Here is a 24,287-nt window from a genome sequence, read left to right as displayed (position 1 = left end):
TCGTTAATCAAAAACTTGCAAAACGGACCGGCCCCCGTCCACGACGAGATTCGCCCCGGCAATAAATGCGGCCTCATCGGAAGCGAGAAACAGCGCCGCATTCGCGACATCCGCCGGTTTCCCGAATCGCCCCAGCGGGTGAGCCGCCAGCATCGCGCTGCGCTTTTGCTCCCGGTTCGGATAAGTTCTCATGTAGTTCTCGGCCATCGGCGTTTCGATATACCCCGGACTGACCGTATTCGCACGAATGCCCTGCCCGCCGAAATCGACGCATATCCCCTGGGCCATCGCCAGCATGCCCGCTTTGGAAGCGTGATACGGAAAATGATTTTTCTGCGTGCGGAACACATGGGTCGAGCCGATATTGACGATGCTGCCTCCCCCGTGCTTCAGCATGATCGGGATCGCGTGCTTGCAGCAGTACCATGCGCTTTTCAAATTCAAATTCATCACATGATCCCACTCCGCCTCGCCGGAAGTCACGACGTTCGCGCTGCCGCTGACTCCCGCGTTATTTACGAGAATATGCAGAGCGCCAAAACGCCCTTCGGCCGCCTCCATCAAATCCATCACACTGGACTCGACGCGTATGTCGGCGTGGGCGAACATGCACCTCCCGCCCGCCTGGACGATCTCTTGGGCGACCCGTTCCCCATCTTCGGCGATATCATTGATAACCACACTCGCTCCCTCTTCGGCGAACCTTCTGGCGACAGCCTCTCCGATCCCCGAAGCCCCGCCGGTAACGACGGCCACCTTGCGCTCCAACCGCATGCTTTTCTCCCCTTTGACGATCCGCTAACGACCCGTGCCCAGCTTCTGCGCGCTGCTTGCGACCGGCGGCATCGAGTTCTTGATCAGTTTACAAGAAAGTCCGAAGCCGATTATAGGGCGAATTCATCAAAAATATAGGGCGGCGCACTTCACCTTCCAATTATTACATCCTTCGCCTTTAGTGCGGGGGTATGCAAAAAAGGCCTACTCCTAACTCATGATTCAAGTTGGAATAAGCCTTTGAAAGTTCAAATATTTGTTTTTTGGGTTGTTCTGTGCATCCGGTTGTAGGAGTTGCAAAAAGTACAGCAGTCAGTGAGAAATGTTAGATTCTAATAAAGTCTTCATCTCGTGGCTTGATAAGCCAATTTTCAGCTCTCCATTTATTGTAATACTTGAATTTATAAAATGTGCTTCACCAAAGCCAATGATATTTTGGAATTTCGTATTCGCAAAGTGACAATTGGTAAATTTTACATTCTTAAAAGTTGAATTATTAAATGTTGATGATAGAAACTCTGTGTTTTCAAATTCTACTTCTGAAAATGTTGAGTCATCCATATAAGTTAGCTCAAGTTTGGAATGGGAAACTTTCACGTCGTAAAATTGAGATTCATAATAAGTAGTTCTAAATGAATCTAAGTTATTGAGAACTGTTGAATTAAAACTCGAATAATCAGCCTTACCTTTCCTAAATACATTTTCCGAAAATTTGCAGCTATTAAAGGTGCTGCCGCATAGCGATGCTCCGCTTAAATATACTTTTGAAAAGTCGCAATTATTAAATACTACTTCTAAAAAACTGCTATTGTTCAAATCATATCCCGTAAATACTATTCCATCAAAAGAAGTATCATGATAAATAAGTTCGCACACTTCTTTGGATAGCCCCATTGAAAATTCAGTATATTTCTTTAACTTTGTAAATAGATCCATTTACTACCACCTCCTAAGGCCATACAACTATTTTATCCATTAAACCTTGATTTGAAATTTCTCGCAAAAGCTCTGCTTTGTTCTCCATACTTAAATTTGAGACATCAAGTATTACATTTTCACCTTCACTTAGAGAGTTATTAACTGACCTCATGGCGCTTGAAAGTTTATAACCTCCCTTTTTGGGCGGATAATTTGAATTAAATGACTTAACATCCCACGCTTGCCCTTTGGCATCTATAAATTCCGCCTTTCCAGATGGATCTCTAGTTATAGGCCCGTCTAGTTTTCTTGCCTGCTCTAGTTCTAACCCGACCCTTGCCTCATGGTTTCCTTTATCAATATCAATCTGCCTTGTGGAACCTGCATGAGCCGGATCGTGTGCCAATTCGTCTAACTTTGCTTGAGTTCTTCCTCCAGTATAATTCCCATCCTTATCATAGAGGTTAGGTTTATTACCTTTCCCCGTCCCCCCGGAAGAATCGCTCTTAAAGCTCTGCACCAATTCGCTGCTATCTTTGCCTAGATTTTTCGCACCCTGAAAAGCCATGGAGCTGGCATGGCCGATGACAACCGCACCGGCAATATTTAAGGCCACGCCCGGTACGACGCCAACTAAAGTGCCGTCCAGAGCGGTTCCGATGACCTCACCCACTCCGCCTATCGTTGCTTCCCCAGCAGCTCCTACCATAGAAGCGATATCTCCGACGATCTTCCCCGCCAAATAGGCTTTCGGATGCTCGGTGATGGCTTCGTTCTCTATTATTCCCATTGTCGCATTGCTTAAAGCCGCATTGCCTGCACCCTGAAGAAATGAGCCCGCCACTGTAGATTGGAAAAACTCCTCAATTTCTCCTTCTACATAATCCATCAGCTTGGCTTTCGTATTCACCATTGTCGCGTAGGCTTCAAGTGCTGTCAATCCCAGTTCCTTCAAATTCGCTTGACTTATATCTGCATAAACATGATCAAATAATGCCAACATCACCTTCGCGGTATTGTTAATCGGAGATAGAAAGTCCAGCCCTTTGCTGACGGTATTCTTGACAAAAGAAAGAACACCGCCTACAGTGATTGCCTTGCCTTTTCCATCCGCCTCATCGAATTGGTTCGCTTTTTTTGTAGCGAAGTCCTGGATTTGCTGCAATTCGTAGCGCAGGTCCTGCAGCATCCGGTCAATCGATTGGTAGCCGCTGTCCACATCGGACCGCTGGCGGCTGGACATTGCGAGTCCGTTCATCGCGCTGCGAAGCTGGCTTTGGATGTGCTCCAGCGTCCCGATCGTCGTATGAAGCTCGCTCGCCGTGGCCCGTAGCGTCGACGTGTCTACACGTATTTGCACCTAGGTTCCCCTTTCGTTAGTGGACCGCAGCTCTTTTAATGCGTTACCCTTGCGCCAAAATCGTCATAACTGGATAAATCCCCGTGATAGAACGCCACGTCGCCGTCCATTAGCGTGAACGTGTTACCGTATTTATCCATCATCGTATTGCTGAATCCTTCCATCTGCCATTGGTTGTCCAGCGGCACGTTCTCCCCGGGCAGCCGGTAATAGCGCAAAAAGGGATTCGCATAATCGGCGTTCTTGATGCTCTCCAGGTTGAAATTCACGATGATGTACCCATCCTTCAAAAAGATCGGCGAATGATCGTCCAGCCCGCCATGCGTTCTCCCGTACTCCGCGATGTTCGTGCCCACTGCTACCACATAAGGCGCCGCCGGCAAGCTGTACTCGCCATACCAGTGCTGGATCGAAGCCAACGCCCGCTGCGGATCTACCGAACCGGGCACGCCGGTTTTCGGTCCGATCATCGTCCGCGTCAGCCATGGCGATGTGAACCATGCGTACGCATTGCCGACCCAGGACTTGCGCTTAGCCCGTACAAAAAGTCGCTGACCCCATAGTTGCCCGCCACATACGCAGCCGTATCAGTGAGCTCTTCGCCCGGTACATTACGCATCGTGTCGTTCAGCAGCACATGCCGCTGCTGCTTGTCGTCCGCGGAGCCAATTTTTACAAAATACCTCACCGGTTTCTCTGAGTAGGCGTGGTAGTATAAATCCACCGGAATGCGCCCCGTTCCATCCTTGTTCACAAAATAAAAGGTCGGCGTGATCCGAATTCCATCCCGGCGCCCGAACATGTTCCCCTTCGTCTTCAAATCGAATTTAAAATGATACCCGGTCTTGATCGACACGGTATGGTCATAGCCCGGAAACGGGTGGCTTCCCGGGTGAATCGGCAGCACGTACGGATAGCTGTTGCCCCGCGGGCTTCCGTCGATATCGTTCGTGCCGGTCCAGTACGAAACGCCTGTCGGCGAGATGCCGTCGCTCGTGCGGAACACGTACTGCCAATCATAGTCGCCGATATCCGTGATATGAAAATCGTACAGCCTCCCGATCACCTCCACCGGGATCGTGTTCGTGGCCACATGGTTCGGCCAATCGAAATTGGCGCTCGTTTGTGTCGTAAAGCCCGTAGGCGCATTGATGGCAATCGACCGGAAATGAACCGTATAGAAGCCTTCGTCGATCCACGTCGGCATGATGAACGTCATGTCCGGCTGATTCACCGGAATGTCGACCCAGGTGCCGGCCGTGATGTACGCCGACTTGTCCGCATTCCAGACGTCGAACTCGAAGCGGACTTGCTTGTTGGCGGTGTACTTGGCGTAATCGCCGTAACCGCCCGTGACCCCGTACCCGCCAAAACCGGGGTACGCGTCATGCTGGCCGGTCGTCGGCACGAACACCGTAAACGGCCGATCCAAAATGACCGCCGCCCGCCCTGCGGTGGGCACGACTTTTTCGTTGTGCGCCTGATCGTCGGTCACAGACGGTACATGACCACCGGTGTATGCACCGTCACCGGGTTGATGCCGTCGATCGGATACGTTTTATCCGATCCGCCTTTGATATTCCCCGGGATCAGCGGGTAATAGATCGTGCCGGTCGTCGGCTGGTCCGCCCGGTTGACGAGCGAATTGCTGACGACGTAGCCATTGCCGTACAGCACATCGCGGCCGATTTGCATCGGCTGCGGGATCGTTCCCGGCGTCTGTCCCTGATCGGGGTGCCGGGCATTTTCCATAATCGTAACGCCGTTAAATACGACCAGGTCGTTGTTCACCTGGTTGCGGCCCACGGCGTTCTCCGCCGCCGATTGAAACTCCGGCGGCGTACCTCCGGGTGGCGGGCCACCGCCTGTCCCCAGATTGACCCCGCTGCAAGTAGCGGGGAGAACATGAGCCTTTACATCATCGTTATTATCCGATTGCAGCGTTGGCGCCGTATAACCATGAGGGTCCAACTGAACCGTATCATCGGGATAGCCGCCGAGCGCATAATTCGTGATCGTGGACTTCTCTAATCCGTAGACTTCTAAATTGTCGATCTGCCAGTAACTATATGGCCGTTTGACGATCATAGTTTGGTTTACGGTTTCCTTCATAGGGGCCGGTGGCACCCCTTCCCCGCCGCCCTCCGTCCAGACGTATGTTTTGGTAACTTCAACCGCATACGATACTTCGCCGGTCATATTCGCGAATTGATTTTGAAATAAATACTCCAGCCCCAATACGTTCGCATAGAGGCTTTCTGAAGTCGGGATGCCTTTTAGCACATCGAATCTCTCCGCATCCCGCATATCCGCGCGCAGCACGCCGCTGGCCGCAGGGTTCATGACGGCGTCCTGATTAATCGTTCCTTTGGCCGGGGGGCCGATTTGCCGGGTGCACCTGGGTGGAGACCCGCAGCTGCTGGATACCGTCACCGATGCGGTACCCGTTTGATTGATGCCTGCCGCTGGATCGACATAGCGCGCTGTGATCGTAGCGCTGCCGGCCGAGCTTGCCGTGACCAATCCGCTTGAGTTCACGGAAGCTGCTGCCGGATTCGAGCTTGACCATGTCGTGTTCGGGCTGCTGGAAACATTTTGAGTCGTCCCGTCCGGTTTTGTTAAAGTCGCCGTCAATTGTTTGGTTGCGTTCATACCGGGACTTAAGCAGCCTGCAGGAACGTTTACCGTTAGACCGGCTGCCGCCGGTCGGTATTCGGCAACAATGGTGGTACCGCCGATATTCATCGTTATATTTCGGTTTGTTAAGTGAGCATCCCCTATCACTTGCGGAAACTTGATGTCGCTCGGATCCATCGTGGGGTAAATATATGATTTTGAAATCGGGACCGTTTGTCCATTGTGATCATAAACAGGAGGAAGGTTGTAAGTCACACTTTCCAAATAACGGTACACATTTTCGGTCTTCACTATATCAATGAGCGTTCTCGTGGTTCCGTCTGCTGAAACCAGATATCTTTCTACGGTTAAAGGTTCATAAGGCGTATACGATGCAGGTATATCATAATAATCATCAAGATCATCCGGGTGGGCCCATGGTTCCGCACGTTTAATTTCTTGAAGTGTATAAAAAGGTCCACGCCTTGTGCTCCCGTCGGACGCATTGAACGATTCCATGATTGCGCTGAAATAGATGGGTTGCCCCGGCTGCAGGACAGAGTCAAAGCTGTCAAAAAAATCCCGATCGACCGTAGCTCCGTCAAATTTAAAGGTAGTTCTTACCGGTTCGCCAGGGATTGGCGTATTCGGAAATTGAGTTATATTCGCCGCATTGTTATAAACTACAGTACCGGTTAGATCCATCGGCTTGCAATTGCCACTTGAACATGCCGGAGCACTATGAATCATCCACCCGACAATTCGGTACCGAATACCGGTTGTGGCAGCAGTTGAAGTAATGTCAATTGTTACATCATGTGAACTTTCCTCCAAATAAATTGACACTGGGTAGGCATACGTCCACAAAGATGGCAAAAGCACTAGTAACAGTGCCGTAAGAAATACAATTGATGTATTTTTTTGTAGTTCTTTTCATAGGTTATTTGCCTTCTACTCTGCATGATAGGTTTTATAAGCAAAGAATGCAGCATCAGATGTTATTTTCTTTTCTGCAAGTTGCGAAGCAAAATTTTCTGACGCAATGGCCACATCTGTATAACCAATATACCACACGTCTTTTTCAATATTTTTCGGCCCCCATATATCGACAAACAAATTTTTGTTTTCATCAAAACTGGTTACTCTAAACCGAAACATACTTCGTACCCAATGCTTATTATCGCCGAAAAAAACGATAGAAGGTTCTGGTGTCACAGTGCCTTCAATTCGAATGTGATTTTGCTTCACCCACTCGACATACTTTTGGGCATCACCACTGACGTGCTTCGGAATATTAACGGTTTGTACGAAAGCATCCACCCAGTTTTGGTCTATTGTCTCGTAATCCACATTCAGTATCTGATTGCCAAACTGTGATACGAGTTTAACCCATCGATCGACTGTATCCCTAGAGTAATATCTGGAATCATGGATGATTTCCTTTGCAGTAAAACGGGTCAAATCCGTCTGAAACGGATGTTTATGTTCGTACATTTCATTGGGAATATCCTGTAGGATGTAAGGGAAATCACCGCTATTCGACGGCAGATTTGTTGTGCGAATCGCGCGTCCCCAAGGATCTTTGGGGGCATTCGTGGATTGCTCCGCACTGGCAACGGCTTTTTCATCGACGGCCAGCGAATGACCTCCCTTAACAGTCAAAATGCGTTCAATTGTCGTTACCGCCTGAGCCCGTGTCGTCGGTTGGTCTTCCCCGAGCGTACCCCTATCATCTAGATCGGTAATCAGACCGGCTTTGGTCGCTAGATACATCCACTTCGTGTCATCAATGTTCTTGTCGGCGGTTGCGGCCCTAACAGCCGTTCTGGCCATTTCTTGACGCGTCATCGGCGTGTTCCAATCCCCGCTCGTAAAATCGCTCCGCTTATAAATCCCCGCGTTGGTCGCCGCGTTAACGTAAGGCAAGTACCAGTCATTACCTTCGGTTACCCCTGAGATTGGAATATGAAGCGCGGTATCGACCAGTTTGATAAACTCGGCGCGCGTCACTTTTGCATTCGGTTTGAAGGAGTGGTCCTGGTATCCGTCGACATATCCTTTTTGTACCGCGCCGGCGATGGTCGTCTCCGCCCAATGCCCTTTTGTGTCGCTGAAGCTGCCTGTAGAAGCCGTACCGGTGGCATTTGTTGTTTTCGTGCCTGGCGTAGCGGCGGTTGAATCAGCTTTGACATCCGGAATTGAACTTCCCAGTAGTGCAACAACTGCCAGTGATGTAATCAAATGGGCTCTCATTTTTATGCCTCCATAGTAAAAAAATTACTTTTCCCAAAATAAAAAACCAACTGCCTTTGGCGGCCCGGCTGCCGTTTCCCCGAGGGAAGTCTAGCGACTTGTACCCCGTAGAAGTAGGCCCGTGGCTTTGCGTCCCTGTCTTTCGAACAGGTTTGCCTTTTCAATTCCACTTGGTTCTTAGGTATTTAAAACTATAAAAATAGTACATTAGATTTAATATGAGTTCCATATTAACCCATAAACTAACATATTTCCACAAAAAAAATTATACCTTGCGCTCAACGCGTTTGTTTTACACCCCCCGCTAATTAGCTTTACAGCTTTTAGGTGATCGCTACCTTCAAAAAAAGATTCATCGACACGCCCAAAATAAAAAGCCACCCCCATCGTCGTAAGATGGTACGCAGCTTTTCGGTCTGGCGTGCTAGAACCGGCGGCACATCTGCCTAGCAACACAAAGAAAACCTGCAAAAGTGCAGGTTTTTGCTCGTTGATAGGCTGGCAATGAAACAATTCCTGCAAATGTGCAGGCTTTTCATCGAACACGTGGACCTCAGGCTCGTTTAAGCGAAAATTCCTGTATAATCGCAGGCTTTTCGCCAAAACGAGCCACTTTCATGGAAAAATCCTGCACTTTTGCAGGTTTTCGGGCTGCCTGTGCCTATGCCGATGCTGTGCCTACGCCTATGCCGTGCCAATGCCAACACCCAGCCGCTTCATGAATGACCGCGCCCCAAATCAGCTCCCCCCTGGCTGCCCCAGCAAACGCCACCCAAACCGCGCAGCTTCCAGCGCGCGGCGTTGCACCGCATGACGGCAGCCGGCCGACCATTCCACAATCTCCCGGAATCACTTGTTTCCGGGAAAAGGCACCATAACGGCCTTCAGCCATGTCACGGCCATCAGCATGTCCCCGAGCGGGTTCATATGTACGCCGTCGGTAGTCGAATCTTTGCCTGTTTCACTCGCGATAAAATCGATAAACGCTTGATGCGTGGGCACCAGGATCGCGTCGAACTGTCCGGCGAGCCGGTTGACGATGTCCACGTAAGGGCGCAGCAGCACGTTTCCCGTCGCATCCGGGTACTCCTTGATCACCGTAGGCTGCATGAGGATCGGGCGGCAGCCGGGTATTTGCTTCGTTTGTTCCAGCAAGTGACGGTATACCGCTTCGAATTTGTCGGGGTACACCTGCTCCTCATCCGGTGAGTCCAATTGCCGCCACACGTCGTTGATGCCGATCGAAACCGATACCCACTGCGGCCGGTGATCGAGCACATCGAGCGTCCAGCGTTTTTCCAGGTCGGTCACGCGGTTGCCGGAAACGCCTTCATTTATGATTTTCAGCGAAAGATTCGGGTACGCCGCCGTCAAGTAATCGTGAATCAGGCGAACATAGCCCGACCCGAGCTTCAGGGGATCTTTTTTTCTTCCTTTGTCAGTGATGCTGTCGCCGATAAACACGATCTTGTCCTTGGCTTTAAACGGCACGGTAACGCCTCCTCATGTTGCCGCCGGCAAACGGGCGGCTTTTTACCCCCTCATCCTACGCCGGGTTGTCTGCCAAGTCAATGCGGCCGGCGGCCGAAGGTAGCATCGACCTATATATCGGATACAATCCCCCCCACAGCATGAAAGCGGTTAATTGTAAGCTGAAAATGGCAATATCCGCGATAAAAGCCAGCGAAAATAAAGGAGCGTGCCGCATTGCAAATCCAGCCCTATATGACGCCTTACAAATTGGGCGCGCCGGTTCTTGCCGGCTCCGGTAAACCCGGCCATTTCGATGAACGAGCCGTGGATTGTCCCTTCGTTTTTCAGCATAACGATATGTTTTACATGATGTATGTCGGATTCGACGGCATCGGCTACCAGACGGCTTTGGCCGTCAGCAAAAACCTGCTCGACTGGGAGCATCTGAGCGTCATTTTACAGCGCAACGAGCATGGGGCCTGGGATTCCGTCAATATAGCCGGGACGTGGATTTTGAAAGAGAATCGCATCGATGCCCCTCCCGTTCTGAAAAAATGGAACGACAAATACTGGCTCGTCTACCACGCCTATCCCGAAACCGGGTACGAAGAGGGCTCGGCGAAAATCGGAATTGCCTGGACGGAGGACGAGCGGCTGCTGGAGTGGCACAAATGCCCGGATCCGATTTTGACCCCCGAGGAAGGCGCAGATTGGGAAAAAGGCGGGCTCTATAAAGAATGTCTGATTGAGCATGAGGGCACATTTTATTTGTTCTATAACGCCAAAAACAAAAATAAAGGCAGATGGATCGAACAGACGGGAGTCGCCTTCTCCCGGGACTTGCAGCAATGGCAAAGATACGAGCGCAATCCTGTACTGCCCGTGACTCCGGACGAATGGGACTGCGGCTTCGCCAGCGATCCGTGCGTGCTGCACGACCCCGACCGCGGCCTGTGGGTCATGTATTACTTCGGCTACAATTACAAGCAGGCGCAGGAAGGCATTGCTCTTTCCGGCGATTTGCTGCATTGGGACAAATACCCCGAACCGATTATCCGGGTCGGAGAAGAGGGCAGCATTGACTCCATTTTTGCCCATAAGCCGTCCGTCATCACGCACCAAGGCGTGCTTTATCATTTTTACTGCTCCTGCCGGCCGTACCGGGAGAGCGATCCGACCAAAAACTACGGCAAAGAGTTCAGGACAATCAGCGTCGCCGCTTCACAGCCGATTTTCGGCACATCATCGTGATTGTAAAGGAGACCGGAACCGATGCAAGTGGATGAAATGTATGTGGAAAGCAAGCGCTGCCCGCTCGGAGTCGGCGTCGGCCGCCCGGCTTTCGGCTGGAGCTTCCCGCCGGCGGCCGAACGCCTGCAAATGCAAAGCGCTTACCGGATCATCGTAACGGACAGCGCAGGCGGCAGCGTATGGGACAGCGGCAAACGCTTAAGCAGAAACAACGTGCACATCGTCTACGACGGCGCTCCCCTCCAATCCCGAAACCGCTACTATTGGAGGATTCAGGTTTGGGACAGCGGCGGCCGAATGACCGAAAGCCCCGTATCCTGGTGGGAAATGGGGCTGCTCGGCCAGGGCGATTGGTCGGCCCGATGGATCGGCGGGCGCAGCAGCGCGCCGCAGGCAAACGCGCAGGCTCCGCTCCCATTGTTCAGGCGCGAATTCCGCGTACACAAGCCGGTGGCGAGGGCCAGAGCCTATATATGCGGTTTGGGGCAGTACGAACTGCGGCTGAACGGGCATAAAGTCGGTGACAGCGTGCTGGAGCCGGGATGGACCGACTATAACAAAACGTGCCTTTATTCCGTGTACGATGTGACCGGCGCACTGAACGAGGGCGCCAATGCGATTGGCGTCATGCTGGGGAACGGATTTTTCAACGTGACAGGCGGCCGCTACACGAAGTTCAAGCGTTCATTCGGCATGCCCACATGCATCGTCCAATTGGAAATTACGTATACCGACGGCACGAGCTCGACGATTGCCAGCGATGGAAGCTGGCGCACCGCGCCGGGGCCGGTCGTCTTTTCCTGCATGTATGGGGGCGAAGATTTCGACGCGCGGCTCCTGCAAGCGGGCTGGGATCGCCCCGGCTTCGCCTCCGGCGAAGCGTGGGAGCCTGCCGAAGAAACGGCCCCCCCTGCGGGCAAGCTGAAGCCGCAAGCGACGTTCCCCTTGAAGGAAATGGAAACGTTCCTGCCCGCGAGCATCTCGCAGCCGGGTCCCGGAGTGTACGTCGCAGACTTCGGGCAAAATTTTGCAGGCTGGGTGGAAATAGCCGTCCGCGGCCCGAAGGGGGCGAAAGTCGTCTTGTCGCCTGCCGAGCTGCTGAAGGACAACGGCACCGCCAACCAAAAATGGACCGGCTCCCCGTACCGGTTCACCTACATCCTGAACGGAGACGGCGAGGAGGAAGTATGGTCGCCCCGCTTCAGCTACTACGGCTTCCGCTATGTGCAAATCGAAGGCGCGGTTCCCGCCGATCGTGCCGGCAATGACGCGGACGGTGCCTTGCTTGTCCGACTCGAAGGCCGGATGATTTACCCGGCTGCGAACGTTCGCGGCCGCTTCGCCAGCTCGGATGCGATGCTGAACCGGACGCACGACATCATTAACCGGGCTGTGCTCAGCAACATGAAAAGCATTTTTACGGATTGCCCGCATCGGGAAAAGCTCGGCTGGCTGGAGCAAGTCCATCTGATGGGCCCTTCCGTCGCCTTCAACTACGATGTCGAGCCTTTGTTCGTAAAAACGATGGAAGACATCCGCGACGCGCAACTGCCGGACGGCATGGTGCCGACGACGGCGCCGGAATATGTCGTCTTCTCCGACAAGTGGCGCTGCTTCCGCGATTCCGTATCCTGGGGCGCCGCCTACGTGCTTACAGGCTGGAACCTGCTGCGCATGTACGGCAACAGCCGGGTTTTGGAGGAGCACTACGACGGGATGAAAGCCTACGTCGATTATGTGGCCGCCTGCTCCGACCGGTTGATCGTGACGGGCGGCCTTGGCGATTGGTACGATGCGGGAGACGATCCTCCCGGTTTTGTCCAAAACACGCCGGTTGCGCATACCGAAACGGCGATGTTTTACCATATGACGGATGTGTTCGCGCAAATCGCACAGGCCGTCGGCAACCATCAGGACGCGGCCGAATATGAACGGCTCCGCGAACAGATCAAATCGGCGTTCAATGCCGCTTTTTTCGACCGCAATACGCGGCAGTATGCGACCGGCAGCCAGACGTCCAACGCGATGCCGCTCGTTTTGGGACTGGCCGACGCCTTCGACAAGGAATTCGTCCTTTCCCGCCTTATAGAAGATATCCGGCAGCGCGGGTGGCATACGACCGCAGGCGACATCGGGCACCGTTACGTGCTCCTCACGCTGGCGCAAAACGGCCGTTCGGATATCATTTACGAAATGACCCGCCAAACCGGCCATCCCAGCTACGGCTACCAAATCGTACACGGCGCGACGGCGCTGACGGAAGCGTGGGACGGTCCGACCGTCGGCAAATCGCAAAACCATTTCATGCTCGGGCATTTGGAGGAATGGCTGTACAGCGGCTTGGCCGGCATTGACTACCGCTACGATCCCGGCCTGGAAAGCTACAGGCTGTGGATTCGGCCTTTTTTGCCTGACGGCCTTGAAGAAGCCGCCGCCGAACACCGCCTGCCCGCCGGACGCATTCGCGTCGCATGGAAGCGCAGCGGACGGAACCGGCTGACGCTGGACGCGGACATCCCCGCCAACTGCACCGCAGACATTCACGTTCCTTCATTGCGTATGGAAACGCTGATGGAAAGCGGAGTTCCGGTTACAGCCGCCGAAGCTGTCGAAATCGTCCGGCATGAACACGGTTATGCCGTAGTGCGCACGGGATCGGGCCAGTATCGTTTTGAAAGTGTGGTGCCCTTATGAAGATAGACCGTAAAGCGCTCGTCTGGCGCCATAATCCGCATATTTCCGGATTTGACAAATTATCCTCCCTGTCGGTCGGCAACGGGAACTACGCGTTTACCGTCGATGCCACCGGATTGCAGACGTTTCCCGGGCTTTACGCGGACGGGGGCGTGCCGTTGGGCCATTTGGCCAACTGGGCCTGGCACACCTCCCCCAATCCCGAAGGCTATGCTGTGGAAAAGTTTCCGCTCACCTATTTCCCTACCTTCGGCGGGAGAAGCGTCGGCTTTCCGTATATGCCGCCCGGTCAGACGAGCGATGCCTACAAATGGCTGAAATTCAATCCGCACAAGCTTCATTTGGGGAGGATCGGGTTCCGGCTGACGCTGCCGGACGGAAATGAGACGTCCCATGAAGATTTGGAAGAGATCCGGCAAGTTCTCGATCTGTGGTCGGGCGTCATCCGCAGCAGCTTCGCCATGGCGGGAAGCGGAACCGAAGTTACGACGGTCTGCCACCCCCGCCAGGATACGATCGCCGTTCGCGTCAAATCCGGCCTGATCCGCCAGGGGCGCCTGCAGATTGCCTTCCATTTTCCTTACGGCACATGGAAATTCGCCGCCGCCGATTGGGGCAAGCCGGACCGGCATGAAACGCACATCGAGCGGCAAGGTGAACGCTCCGTCCAAATTCGCCGCCGGCTCGATCAGGACGGTTATGTCATGCACGCGGCCTGGACGAACGGGACGTTGGCGCGCGATGAAGGCGACAAGCATTTGCTGCTTTTGACCCCGTCCCCGGATCAAGATGAATTGGAGCTGAGATTCCGCTGCACGCCGGAACCGGCCGGTGAAGAGCTGCCGTCGTTCGAAGCGGTGCGCTCGGCAAGCGAGCGCCACTGGGCCGGCTTCTGGCATTCAGGCGGCGCCATCGAGCTGGCCGGCAGCAAGGATAAACGGGCGCACGAATTGGAGCGCAGAATCGTGCTCTCGCAATATGTGACGGCCATCCAATCGTCCGGCGCGCTGCCTCCGGCGGAGTCCGGCCTTACCCATAACAGCTGGGGCGGCAAATTTCATCTGGAAATGCACTGGTGGCATTCCGTCCACTTCGCGCTCTGGAACCGGACCGAACTTATGGAGAACAGCCTGGAATGGTACTTCGGCATATTGGACAAAGCCCGTGCGCTGGCCGCTTCGCAAGGCTACGAAGGCGCGCGCTGGCCGAAATGCGCGGCCCCGGACGGCGTCAACGCGCCCTGCTACATCGAGCCGTTTCTGATCTGGCAGCAGCCGCATCCGATCTATTACGCCGAGCTGCTGTACAGCATCAAGGGCGGGCGCGAACTGCTGGAAAAATACGCCGAGCTCGTCTTCGAAAGCGCGGCGTTCATGGCCTCCTTCGCCGAATGGGATGCCGGGCGCCGGCGGTATGTGCTCGGCCCGCCCGTCGCCCCTGCGCAAGAAATATACGACCATGCGGTGACGATGAATCCCGCCTTCGAACTGTCTTACTGGGCGTTCGGATTATTGACGGCGAATGCGTGGAAAGAACGTCTAGGGCTGCCGCGAACGGAGAAGTGGGATCACATCCTGGAGCATTTGAGCGAGCTGCCTGCGGCAGACGGGCTGTACGCAGCCGCAGAGACAGCTCCCGATACGTTCAGCGGCGGCGGCGGAACGAAAGACCACCCGACGATGCTAGCGCCGCTAGGTGTCCTGCCCGGCGTTAAAGTCGATCCCGAAACGATGCGCCGTACCCTTCGCGAAGTGATGAACGCATGGGATTGGGATGCGACCTGGGGTTGGGACTATCCGATGGCGGCCATGACCGCAGCCAGACTTGGCGAGGGCCAATTGGCGGTGGACACCCTTTTGATGAATAAAATCACCAACACCTTTTTGCCGAACGGCCACAATTATCAAAGAAAGCCGTTAACCGTCTACCTCCCCGGAAACGGAGGACTGTTGACCGCAGCGGCGATGATGGCTGCCGGCTGGCAGGGCGGGCCGGACGCCCACGCCCCGGGATTTCCCCAGGACGGCACGTGGTGCGTGAACTACGAGGGGCTGGCCAAAATGTTGTAAAATGCAGCCAAAAAAGACGTACCGAAAGTCCTGTCATGGACTTGGACGGTACGTCTTTTTGCCGCTATGTAGATAATCATTCCGCCGTGGCAAACGTCGTTGAAGTATTTTTACTAAAATGGCCACCCAGGTTCTCCACAAGAAGTCAAAGGTCTTTCTTTAGATAATAATGCGTGTGACCCCCAGCGTTTTGTATAACTCCATATACTTCAAAACCTTGCTTTTTGTAAAAATCTAAAGCTTGGAAGCTTAAAGTGTCAAGTTTTATGAAATCGCACTTTTTCTCTTTAGCTATTTTTTCAGCTTCAGACAAAAGTCTTTTCCCGTAACCTAATTTACGCACCTTCTCATCAACAAATAAGTAGTGTACTTCCAACCAGTTCCAACAAATTTCACCTACGATTCCGCCATAAATCTGACCATCTGCGTTCTTCAAAAATAGATTTGCTTCTTGATACCTGCCTTTTAAATCATCAGGGAAATGCTGCAGATTAAACTCAATCATTTTATCTCTAATAAACGTCTTTTCAGCACTATTTAAACTACTGGAAATTTGCAGCTCCATTTTTTCACTCCGTTCTAACGTACATTCTTCAGACTGAGTCCCCTTCAATTTATACTACCGTAGTACCGCCTCGCATCTGTCCCCTACATCCTCTCCATTGAAACCGCAAACAACCCATAATATACCATCAACAAGCAAGCGCTGTCCATCTATTTGTCTTACTTTAGTTCGCGGCTCATAGACTCGGGACTACAGGATTATGATTTATTTTCGAATTCCCCACTTTGTCACTATTTACAAAAAAACAAAATCAAAAACAAAAGACCATTATCAGGCGAATTTGGCCCTTTTTTAGTCAAAATTCATACGTTACACCCATTTTAATTAAAGGGATTACCTTCTCCCATTATTCGACAATTTTGAGGAGATGGGCTAAAATGATTTCATATTTGTGAATTTCGGCCGATAATTAACATAGAAGGGATGTGGTTGCATTGTGAAACCATTTGACAAATAGGGCCCATATTTCATCCGAGTGGAGGGACAGACCAGATGAGAAAAAAAATCAGCATGTCTTTTTTTACGAAAAATCTTTTGTTATCATCGTTTAATATTTTCTTAATCGGCGCTTTACTCATCGTTTCCAGTTATTTTATTCAGAAAAATATTTTAATGAATCAGCTTCACAGCCAGATCAAGACTGTCACGGAAGCATGGTTCAAACAGCTGGATGCCGGCAAAGTTCAAAAAGCGATGCAGGAGAAAAGCTACCAGGGAGCTGTACAAACCGAGCTTCGCGGCCTGATGGATTCCATCAGCAAGTACAACCCGACCATCGCGCAAGCCTACATATTCGGTACCGAGCTGCAGGACGGCAATAAAACGTCGCTCGGCGTCGTTCCGACGCATTTGATTCAACCGCTTGAAGAGTCCAAGCTGACGATCGGCGATATGTACGAGCAGCCTAAAGTGATTGCGGACACGGTTCGCAACATGCTGAACGCGAAGAAGGAAACTTTTTCCGACGTATATAACGACGAGCTCGGGACGTGGACGACGATCGCTTATCCGATTAAGGACGCGAACGGCAATATTTTCGCCTATTTCGCCGTGGATACCGACGCCAAAGCGATTCCCGAAGGGCTGAGCAAGCTCATTACATACGGCATTACCATACTTATCGCTTCCCTGATTGTCATCATCGCCCTGCAATACTTTATCGTAAGGAGGACGCTGTCCCCCATTCGCGAACTGATTCGCGGTATCGAACAGATCAGTTCCGGCAACCTGGACGTAGAGCTCCGCACAGGCAAGGACGATCTCGGCATCATCAACGAGAAATTCAACCAAATGGCCAGTACCATGAACAACACGATCCTCAAAGTGCAGGAATTGTCCGTACAAGTTGCGGAATCGGCCAGAAGCCTGTATGCGACGACGGAGCAAAACAACCATCATGCGGAAACGATCAATTCCCATATCAAAATGATTACAGGCAACATCAAGCACCAAGAGCAGTCCAGTATCGAAAGCTCGCGGGCCATTACCGAAATCAGCACCGTTATCCAGACGATTGCCCAAAGCTCTTCGAGCTTGGCCGACGAAGCCAGCGCGGTCGAAAACAAGTCTGTGCAGGGCGACACCGTAGTGAAAAATATGGCCGATCAGATGGGCCAAATTACGAAGTTCGTCAGCGACACATCCGTCACCGTCAACTTGCTGGACCGCCGTTCTCAGGAGATCGGCAGCATTCTCGACGTGCTCAGCGGAATTGCCAATCAGACGAACCTGCTCGCCCTGAACGCGGCCATCGAGGCTTCGAGGGTCGGCGAACACGGGCGAGGCTTCGCCGTAGTCGCCGGAGAAGTCCGCAAGCTGGCTGAACAATCCCATCAATCCGCCGATCAAATCTCATCCCTGATCAAAGAGGTGCAAAACGAAATTCATCAAGCCTCGCAGGCGATGGGACACGGTACGGAAGTGGTGGAAAAAGGCATGATCATGGCCGACGAAACCGGCCGGTTGTTTACCGACATTTTGACTGCGACCAAAAATGTTTCGGCGCAAGTACAGGAGGTGTCAAGCGCAGCCCAGCAAATATCGGCCGGAACGGAGGAAATATCCGCCAACGCCGACGAACTCAGCGTATCCGTCAGCAAAACGGCTTCCAATGCAAGTGAAATCAGCCATTCCATTGACGAGCAAAAACATCATCTAGAATCGATCGTGAACTCTTCAAACGTTCTTTCTTCTACAGCCGACGAGCTCAGTGAACTCATTAAACAATTTCGCGTCAAGAAAAAGTAAGGTGAGGGAGATTCCATATGACCATAGAGAGAAAACCATCGGATGCAACGGCAGAAAACGAATTGTACATTCTTCCTGTCCCGCTTGATTACGAACGCCAATCCAGAACTTACCGGCAAGCTTCGGTCAAGGCCGAATTGCCGATGGATCTCGCCCTCAAAGCTTGCGAGCAGTACCCAGACGAGCAGGATCGTCTGGGGCTGTTGCTCAGCCTGTATGCGGCATGGATATACCGCTTCTCCGGCGAGAACGAGATTGCCGTCGGCGCAGCCGGCAGCCGGCTTGCCCCGCTTCCCGTCGTTGTAACTTTGGAGCGGAGCACATCGTTCCTCGACCTGTGGCACGATGTGCGCGCCCAGTTGGACGGGAAGCCGGGACCCTCAGCGAAGCAGCCGGAAACGTTTCTGACGTTAAACCGGAAGCCGGATGAGCAGGATCGTGCCTTACTGAATTGGTCATTCACGGAATATGCGATGCACATCGAACTATCTATGGAATATGACGCCTCTCTGTTCAAGAAATCGACGATTCATCGATACATGCAAGGTTATTTTAAACTCATGCAGGCCGTATTGAAAGACAGCTCCGTAAATGTGGGCTCGATCCCTATTTTAACCGGGCATGAATTGGCGCTCTATGAGCAATTGAACGATACGGCTTTCGAATATCCGGCTCAAAGCACCGTGCACGGCATGATCGAACAAGCCGCCTCGCAGTTCGGCAGCCGTCCTGCAATCTCTTCCGCAGAGCGGTCGTATACGTACGAGGCAATGAATGCGCAGGCGAACCGGATCGCGCACATGCTGATCCGCAGCGGACTTGGCAAAGGCGACTTCGTCACGCTGTTCATGGAGCGGAGCCTGGATACGATCATCAGCCTGCTCGGCGTCATGAAAGCCGGAGGCGCCTACGTGCCCGTCGATCCGGACTATCCGGAGGAGCGGATCCGCTACATCATCGGAGATACGAAAGCTGCGTATGTGCTGACCAAAGGAGCTCACGAGCAGCGCTTGCGCGAGCTGGCTTCCGACTTGGGCGACGTGAAGCACATACTGCGGGTGGACGACGAATGGCCGGACTTGCCGGCGAATAATCCGGATGCCGGCGTACAGCCAAGCGATTTGGCCTATGTCATCTATACGTCCGGCTCTACCGGACAGCCCAAAGGGACTCTGCTTGCCCATGAAGGAGCCGTTAATCTTGGCGCTTTTATCCGGGACAAGTTCGCGATCACGGAAAATGACGTGCTGACCCAGTTCGCAACGTTCAGCTTCGACGCTTCCGTATGGGAAACGATCAGCGCGCTTTATGCGGGAGCCCACCTGGTTTTGCTGAACGCGGAGGAACGCGTATCCGTGGAAGCTTTCGCCGACGCCGTAGCCAGAACGCAGACGACGCTTATCCCTGCCATCCCGACTGTTTTCTTCAATCAGCTGGCAGTCCGCCTGTCCGGAGACGGCTTCCGCAAGCTGTCCAGCTTAAGAGCTGTGATGACGGCGGGCGAAGCGCTGTACGGCGAGCAGGTTCGGTCTTTTCAAACGAAGTCGAACGGCCGCATTAGCGTTTACAATTTGTACGGGCCTACGGAATGTACGATCGGTACGACCTATCACCCTATTATCGGGCCGATTTCATCGCAAATTACCCATATTCCGATCGGAACACCCAACGGTAATTATCGGGTTTATATCGTCAATAACGAGCTGCAGTTGTGCCCGCTCAACGTGCCCGGCGAACTGCTCATCGCCAGCGTGGGACTGGCCAAAGGCTACCTGAATCAGCCGGCCAAAACGGCCGAAGCCTTCATTCCGAGCCCGTTCGTCCCCGGCGAAATGGTGTACAGATCCGGCGATATCGTGAAGCTGCTCGAAGACGGGACGATCGAATACGTGACGCGCAGAGACGCGCAGGTCAAAATTCGCGGTCACCGCATCGAGCTCGGCGCGGTTGAAGATTACTTGACGAAGTATCCGAACGTGCAGGATACCGCCGTCATACCGGTCAAGGAAGCGAACGGCCAGCAAGCTCTGGCTTGCTACTATACAACCATGGACGGCGCCCCGCTATCCGCCGCCGTGCTCAGAACGTTCCTGCACAGCAAGCTGCCGGCTTACTACGTGCCGAAATGGCTCATTCAGCTGGAGACAATGCCGCTTTCGCCGACCGGCAAAGTGGAACGCAAAAAGCTCGCGGCCTACCCGATCGAACAAGAGCCCGAGGAGACGCTCGTGGACGAGGACAAGCAGCCGCATACCGCTTATCATCAGCTGATTGCGGCTGCCTGGGAACATCAGCTGGGCAGAAAGCATTTCAGCATCGAGGACGATTTTTTCCAAATCGGCGGCGACTCGCTTGCGGTCATCCAGGTGCTCGTTCATCTCAAGCCGCACTGCCAGGCGCTGACGATTCAGGATCTGTTCCGGCATAAAACGATGGACGAGCTGGCCCGGCGAATGGAAGAGCTGGACGAGGCTGCCGACGAGCCGCGCAGCATTCGCAAGCCTTCCTGGACAGGCGGTGTCACCATGCTGCATGAACTGCCGAGCATCAAATATCGCGCCGCGGTGAATGTTGCGCCTGCCGATGGACATGAGCGGACGAACCGCATTTTGTTGACCGGAGCCACCGGCTATCTGGGTTCGCATCTTTTGTACGAGCTGCTGAAAATAAGCTCGCAGAGCATCATCGCTATCATTCGGCCGGCGGCCGGTAAGACAGCAACCGCCCGCTTGCAAGAAGTGATGCAGCATTATTTCGGAGACAGCCTGCTGGAGCTCATGAACGAGCGGGTTCAGGTGCTGGAAGGCGACCTGTCGGCTCCAAGGCTCGGGCTGCCCACCGAAACCTGGCGCGAGCTGCAGCTGAACGTCGGGACGATTCTCCACGCCGCTGCCGACGTGCGGCATTTTGGCAGTCCGGAGCAGTTCGAGCAAACGAACGTACAGGGCACGCGGCATCTGCTCGAATTAGCGGAAGCGAGGCCGGGCATCAGGTTCCACTACATTTCCACCATCGCCATTCCCGAAGACTTGGCGCTTAGCCAGCAGTGGGATTCCGTCGAGGAGCTTGATGACTTTTCGCCCGATCTGCACGTCGACAGTGTGTACACCAGCAGCAAGCTGGAAGCCGAAAAGCTCGTGCTGGCCGCAGCCAAACGGGGCGTGGCCGCCAGCATCTACCGCCCGGCGAACTTGACCTCCCATTCGGTCACGGGCAAGTTCCAGAGCAATATCGACAGCAATGCGTTCTATCGGATGCTGAAAGCCATGCTCCTCTTGGGCAAAGCGCCTGCGGCCGATTGGTACGTCGATCTGACGCCCATCGATTATGCCAGCAGCGCCATCGCGGAGCTTGTCATGCAGCCCGACGCCATCGGGCACGTCTTTCACATATGCAACCCTCAGCCGCTCACTTACTCCCGATTGATCGAGTACGTGAACGAATGCGGCTATCAGGTGGAGACGATGGAATTCGGCGCCTATACGAGCTGGCTTTTGGATGACGGCCAAGCCGTCAGTCAGGAAGCGCGGGCACTGGCCATGGCCCAACTGGAAGGAGACGGCGCCAAAGATTCCGATTGCCAGTACGGATGCGAGCGCACCTTGGCTTACCTCCAGGCTTCGGGACTTCGATGCGCAGCGCCGGACCTTTCCTTCATCCATAAACTAATCGCCTATGCCGTATATGTCGGGTACTTCCCTCCGCCTTCGCTGCAGCCGCAACAGCCGAAATCGGCCACAGCGCTGCAGGCCAATTGAAGCAAGCCATGCTTTGCAAGCCTCATAAGGGGGTCGATACATTCGTATCGGCCTCTTTTTGCCGGGAAATACTGAAGCAATATGCCTCAATTCCGTGGAAAAATGGTACACTAGAGCTGTATATGAAGAAAGGCGGAGAAGCGATGGTATACGCGTTCATAATCGAGCCCCAAACCTATAATGCCTTCGAAGACGAGGCTGCGCAAATCGAAAAATGCAAAGAATGGGGGCTGCTGTCCGAAAAAGCTTCCAAAACCAAAGCGTTCTTCTACAAAAGGAACGGCATGACGCTGCCCTGCCGGCTCATCGGTTTCGTCGATAAAATAACGGCCGTCATCGAGCTGGACAACATGCAAAAACATTGCATTCACCCTTCCTTCCTGAAGGAAATGCAAGCAGCTAACTACGGGCAAAAACCTGCCGCCACCGTCGAAGAAGCCGCTGAGCCGGAGAGCGCGCCCCTTGAGTCCGCAGCCGAGCCTGCCGGTCCCGCGGCGGAAACCGTGGCGGGGCCCGAGACCGCTGCTCTCGCGGCGACAATCCCAGCGGAGCCCGAGACCGTAGCTCCCCCGGCGGAACCTCCCGCGGCACAAGAGCCCGCCCCGGACGCTCCGGCCAAAGCCAAGGGCAAAAAAGAAAAAGCCCCCAAGCTCGAGCTGCCCGAGGAAAAAGTCAAAATGACCGCGACCGTGAAGGAATTCACGACGGTGCCGAACCACTTCTCCGATAACGACGATGAAGTCATCATCTACGAGAACGTAGCAATGACCGACCCGGAAACGCCGATCGGCGAAGCCTGGTCCAGCTACAGCGCCACTCTCAAGAAGTTGGAGCTGGAAGTGGGAGACACCCTCACATTCGAGGGCAAAATCGTCGCCAAAAAGCTGACCAAGCACCCCGTGCCTTACAAAATCAACAACCCGGCTAAGATACAGAAGCAGGAATAGCGGATCAAAAAGCTAACCCAAACTAGCCAAGCTGGCAGTCAAAACCATGAATGAAAAAGTCTTGGCCTGTGAATTTCTGTATATTCCACAATGGAACTACAGTTTCACAGGCCAAGACTTTTTGAGAGAATCCCAAGACAGAATGGGCTCATTCATATCGTAGGGATTCATTCGGATCGCACTTTGCCGCCTTATTCGCCGGCAGCATCCCAAATACAATACCAATGGACATCGAGAATAGTACCCCGCCAATAATCACAGGTATGGATACAAGTGGCGGCCAATGGGTAAACACGGACACCAGGTAGGCCCCACCTGTGCCGATCAATATGCCTATACTTCCCCCTAATGTCGTTAGCATCATGGATTCAATTAAAAATTGAACTAAAATACTCCCCCGAGTGGCTCCTAATGCTTTACGTATACCAATTTCTCTCGTTCTTTCCGTGACCGAAACAAGCATAATGTTCATCACCCCTATCCCCCCTACAACCAATGAAATTCCAGCTATACCGCCGATAATGGCAGTCATCGTATTCGTGATCGTGGAGAGGGACTCCTGGATTTGCTCCATATTGAAAATATAGTATTCTCCGTTTGTTTGCTTGCTTCGATATTTTAAATTAAGCAGGTCAACGGCCATCTGCCCAGCTTCCTGAAGCTTACTGGAATCTTTGGCTTGAATAGTCAGCGAATGAATGTTATTCTCTCCGAACAGAGTAGGCCAAACGGCAATAGGCACAAGAGTTTTTTTCATATCAAAATTTAGTAAACTTTTCTTTTTTTCTTTATAAATACCCACCACTTTGAAAGATATTCCTTCCAATTCGATGATTTCTCCTACTACACTTCTTCCTTTACTTAATTTTTCAAGCGAACTTTCACTTAGCAATGCTACCTTGCGCCCTTGTTCGATCTCACTTTTTGTCAAAAAACGTCCTGATACAAGCTCAAGAGGGTATACGTCATAATATCCTTCTGTCATTCCTATCAGTTGAGTATTCATTGTCTTATCTAAATAATGTAACACAGAAGAAGAGGAGTTCATCGTTATGATTTTTGAGATTTCAGGAAGCTTTTGCAGATCAAAGACGTCGCTCTCGTCAAATCTGGCCGTAGATTTTTCGTCACTCAGCTCTATTTCTCCTTCTGTCTCCAGCTTTCGATAAAGTATGTCCAGCGAGTTATTGCCATTACCGACGAAATTTTTTTTCAAAATAGCTTCGCCGCCTTGCCCGATAGCGACAATGGTAATAATAGAAGACACCGCAATAACAATCCCTAGCATCGTAAGCATCGATCTTAATTTATGCGCATACAAAGACGTAATAGCCATCTTCACGCATTCCCATAAGTCCATCG

At 52.8% G+C, this 24,287-nt stretch carries 16 protein-coding genes and 1 riboswitch; of the genes, 6 read left to right on the top strand and 10 right to left on the bottom strand.

The features are described 5' to 3' along the window. Positions 1-3: 3 nt before the first annotated feature. The 8 genes from AC0LWT_RS05330 to AC0LWT_RS05295 form a co-directional block, all read right to left on the bottom strand. Positions 4-774 carry an SDR family NAD(P)-dependent oxidoreductase gene (locus AC0LWT_RS05330; protein ID WP_474680172.1) on the bottom strand — a complete coding sequence of 257 codons (771 nt, stop codon included), beginning with the start codon at positions 772-774 and terminating at the stop codon, positions 4-6. Between the two features lie 312 nt (positions 775-1,086). Beyond that, positions 1,087-1,710: a pentapeptide repeat-containing protein gene (locus tag AC0LWT_RS05325; RefSeq protein WP_474680171.1), complete on the bottom strand. Its 624-nt coding sequence runs from the start codon at positions 1,708-1,710 to the stop codon at positions 1,087-1,089. 13 nt (positions 1,711-1,723) lie between these two features. Then, on the bottom strand, positions 1,724-3,052 hold the full coding sequence (locus tag AC0LWT_RS05320) for a hypothetical protein (RefSeq protein WP_474680170.1): 1,329 nt from the start codon (positions 3,050-3,052) through the stop codon (positions 1,724-1,726). Positions 3,053-3,087: 35 nt separating this feature from the next. Further along, positions 3,088-3,522: a hypothetical protein gene (locus AC0LWT_RS05315; protein WP_474680169.1), complete on the bottom strand. Its 435-nt coding sequence runs from the start codon at positions 3,520-3,522 to the stop codon at positions 3,088-3,090. 8 nt (positions 3,523-3,530) lie between these two features. Then, the gene (locus tag AC0LWT_RS05310; protein WP_474680168.1) at positions 3,531-4,547 is read right to left on the bottom strand and encodes a hypothetical protein; all 1,017 of its coding nucleotides are present in this window, start codon (positions 4,545-4,547) and stop codon (positions 3,531-3,533) included. After that, on the bottom strand, positions 4,544-6,373 hold the full coding sequence (locus tag AC0LWT_RS05305; RefSeq protein WP_474680167.1) for a DUF5704 domain-containing protein: 1,830 nt from the start codon (positions 6,371-6,373) through the stop codon (positions 4,544-4,546). The genes AC0LWT_RS05310 and AC0LWT_RS05305 overlap by 4 nt, the downstream gene beginning before the upstream one ends. A gap of 246 nt (positions 6,374-6,619) precedes the next feature. Beyond that, positions 6,620-7,921, bottom strand: a complete 1,302-nt coding sequence (locus AC0LWT_RS05300) for an S-layer homology domain-containing protein (protein WP_474680166.1) — start codon at positions 7,919-7,921, stop codon at positions 6,620-6,622. 55 nt (positions 7,922-7,976) lie between these two features. Beyond that, a riboswitch (cyclic di-GMP riboswitch) is annotated at positions 7,977-8,088 on the bottom strand. 682 nt (positions 8,089-8,770) lie between these two features. Beyond that, a complete protein-coding gene (locus AC0LWT_RS05295; protein WP_474680165.1) occupies positions 8,771-9,412 on the bottom strand; it encodes an SGNH/GDSL hydrolase family protein in 642 nt (213 codons plus the stop codon). 216 nt (positions 9,413-9,628) lie between these two features. Here AC0LWT_RS05295 and AC0LWT_RS05290 point away from each other — a divergent pair, with 216 nt between their 5' ends. The 3 genes from AC0LWT_RS05290 to AC0LWT_RS05280 are packed head-to-tail and all read left to right on the top strand — an operon-like array spanning position 9,629 to position 15,408. Further along, complete coding sequence (locus AC0LWT_RS05290) at positions 9,629-10,645, top strand: glycoside hydrolase family protein (RefSeq protein ID WP_474680164.1); 1,017 nt, start codon at positions 9,629-9,631, stop codon at positions 10,643-10,645. Between the two features lie 21 nt (positions 10,646-10,666). Then, positions 10,667-13,339, top strand: coding sequence for a family 78 glycoside hydrolase catalytic domain (locus AC0LWT_RS05285; RefSeq protein WP_474680163.1), 2,673 nt, complete (start codon positions 10,667-10,669; stop codon positions 13,337-13,339). Continuing rightward, on the top strand, positions 13,336-15,408 hold the full coding sequence (locus tag AC0LWT_RS05280; RefSeq protein ID WP_474680162.1) for a glycoside hydrolase family 65: 2,073 nt from the start codon (positions 13,336-13,338) through the stop codon (positions 15,406-15,408). The genes AC0LWT_RS05285 and AC0LWT_RS05280 overlap by 4 nt, the downstream gene beginning before the upstream one ends. Positions 15,409-15,553: 145 nt before the next feature. Here the strand turns inward: AC0LWT_RS05280 and AC0LWT_RS05275 are convergent, their stop codons facing one another. Continuing rightward, complete coding sequence (locus AC0LWT_RS05275) at positions 15,554-15,973, bottom strand: GNAT family N-acetyltransferase (RefSeq protein ID WP_474680161.1); 420 nt, start codon at positions 15,971-15,973, stop codon at positions 15,554-15,556. Positions 15,974-16,465: 492 nt separating this feature from the next. Between AC0LWT_RS05275 and AC0LWT_RS05270 the strand changes: the two genes are divergently transcribed. The 3 genes from AC0LWT_RS05270 (at position 16,466) to AC0LWT_RS05260 (ending at position 22,925) form a co-directional block, all read left to right on the top strand. Continuing rightward, on the top strand, positions 16,466-18,220 hold the full coding sequence (locus AC0LWT_RS05270) for a methyl-accepting chemotaxis protein (protein ID WP_474680160.1): 1,755 nt from the start codon (positions 16,466-16,468) through the stop codon (positions 18,218-18,220). A 17-nt stretch (positions 18,221-18,237) separates the two neighbouring features. After that, positions 18,238-21,978, top strand: a complete 3,741-nt coding sequence (locus AC0LWT_RS05265) for a non-ribosomal peptide synthetase family protein (RefSeq protein ID WP_474680159.1) — start codon at positions 18,238-18,240, stop codon at positions 21,976-21,978. 143 nt (positions 21,979-22,121) lie between these two features. Next, positions 22,122-22,925 (top strand): hypothetical protein, encoded by an 804-nt coding sequence (locus tag AC0LWT_RS05260; RefSeq protein WP_474680263.1) that lies wholly within the window; start codon positions 22,122-22,124, stop codon positions 22,923-22,925. 148 nt (positions 22,926-23,073) lie between these two features. On the opposite strand, the gene AC0LWT_RS05255 is transcribed toward AC0LWT_RS05260, so the two are convergent. Next, entirely contained in the window at positions 23,074-24,285 is a 1,212-nt protein-coding gene (locus AC0LWT_RS05255; protein ID WP_474680158.1) for an ABC transporter permease, read from the bottom strand. Positions 24,286-24,287 lie beyond the last annotated feature (2 nt).

It is taken from the genome of Paenibacillus sp. sgz302164 (assembly GCF_056120505.1).
Note: the sequence above shows the minus strand (reverse complement) of the source record. Positions and strands in the feature narration are given on the sequence as shown.

Bases quoted from the DNA above. Each gene is read 5' to 3' on its own strand.
- AC0LWT_RS05270 (WP_474680160.1), top strand. From the start codon at position 16,466: ATGAGAAAAAAAATCAGCATGTCTTTTTTTACGAAAAATCTTTTGTTA.
- AC0LWT_RS05265 (WP_474680159.1), top strand. From the start codon at position 18,238: ATGACCATAGAGAGAAAACCATCGGATGCAACGGCAGAAAACGAATTG.
- AC0LWT_RS05285 (WP_474680163.1), top strand. From the start codon at position 10,667: ATGCAAGTGGATGAAATGTATGTGGAAAGCAAGCGCTGCCCGCTCGGA.
- AC0LWT_RS05300 (WP_474680166.1), bottom strand. From the start codon at position 7,921: ATGAGAGCCCATTTGATTACATCACTGGCAGTTGTTGCACTACTGGGA.
- AC0LWT_RS05315 (WP_474680169.1), bottom strand. From the start codon at position 3,522: ATGATCGGACCGAAAACCGGCGTGCCCGGTTCGGTAGATCCGCAGCGG.
- AC0LWT_RS05275 (WP_474680161.1), bottom strand. From the start codon at position 15,973: ATGGAGCTGCAAATTTCCAGTAGTTTAAATAGTGCTGAAAAGACGTTT.
- AC0LWT_RS05325 (WP_474680171.1), bottom strand. From the start codon at position 1,710: ATGGATCTATTTACAAAGTTAAAGAAATATACTGAATTTTCAATGGGG.
- AC0LWT_RS05255 (WP_474680158.1), bottom strand. From the start codon at position 24,285: ATGGACTTATGGGAATGCGTGAAGATGGCTATTACGTCTTTGTATGCG.
- AC0LWT_RS05305 (WP_474680167.1), bottom strand. From the start codon at position 6,373: ATGGATCTAACCGGTACTGTAGTTTATAACAATGCGGCGAATATAACT.
- AC0LWT_RS05330 (WP_474680172.1), bottom strand. From the start codon at position 774: ATGCGGTTGGAGCGCAAGGTGGCCGTCGTTACCGGCGGGGCTTCGGGG.
- AC0LWT_RS05260 (WP_474680263.1), top strand. From the start codon at position 22,122: ATGGTATACGCGTTCATAATCGAGCCCCAAACCTATAATGCCTTCGAA.
- AC0LWT_RS05280 (WP_474680162.1), top strand. From the start codon at position 13,336: ATGAAGATAGACCGTAAAGCGCTCGTCTGGCGCCATAATCCGCATATT.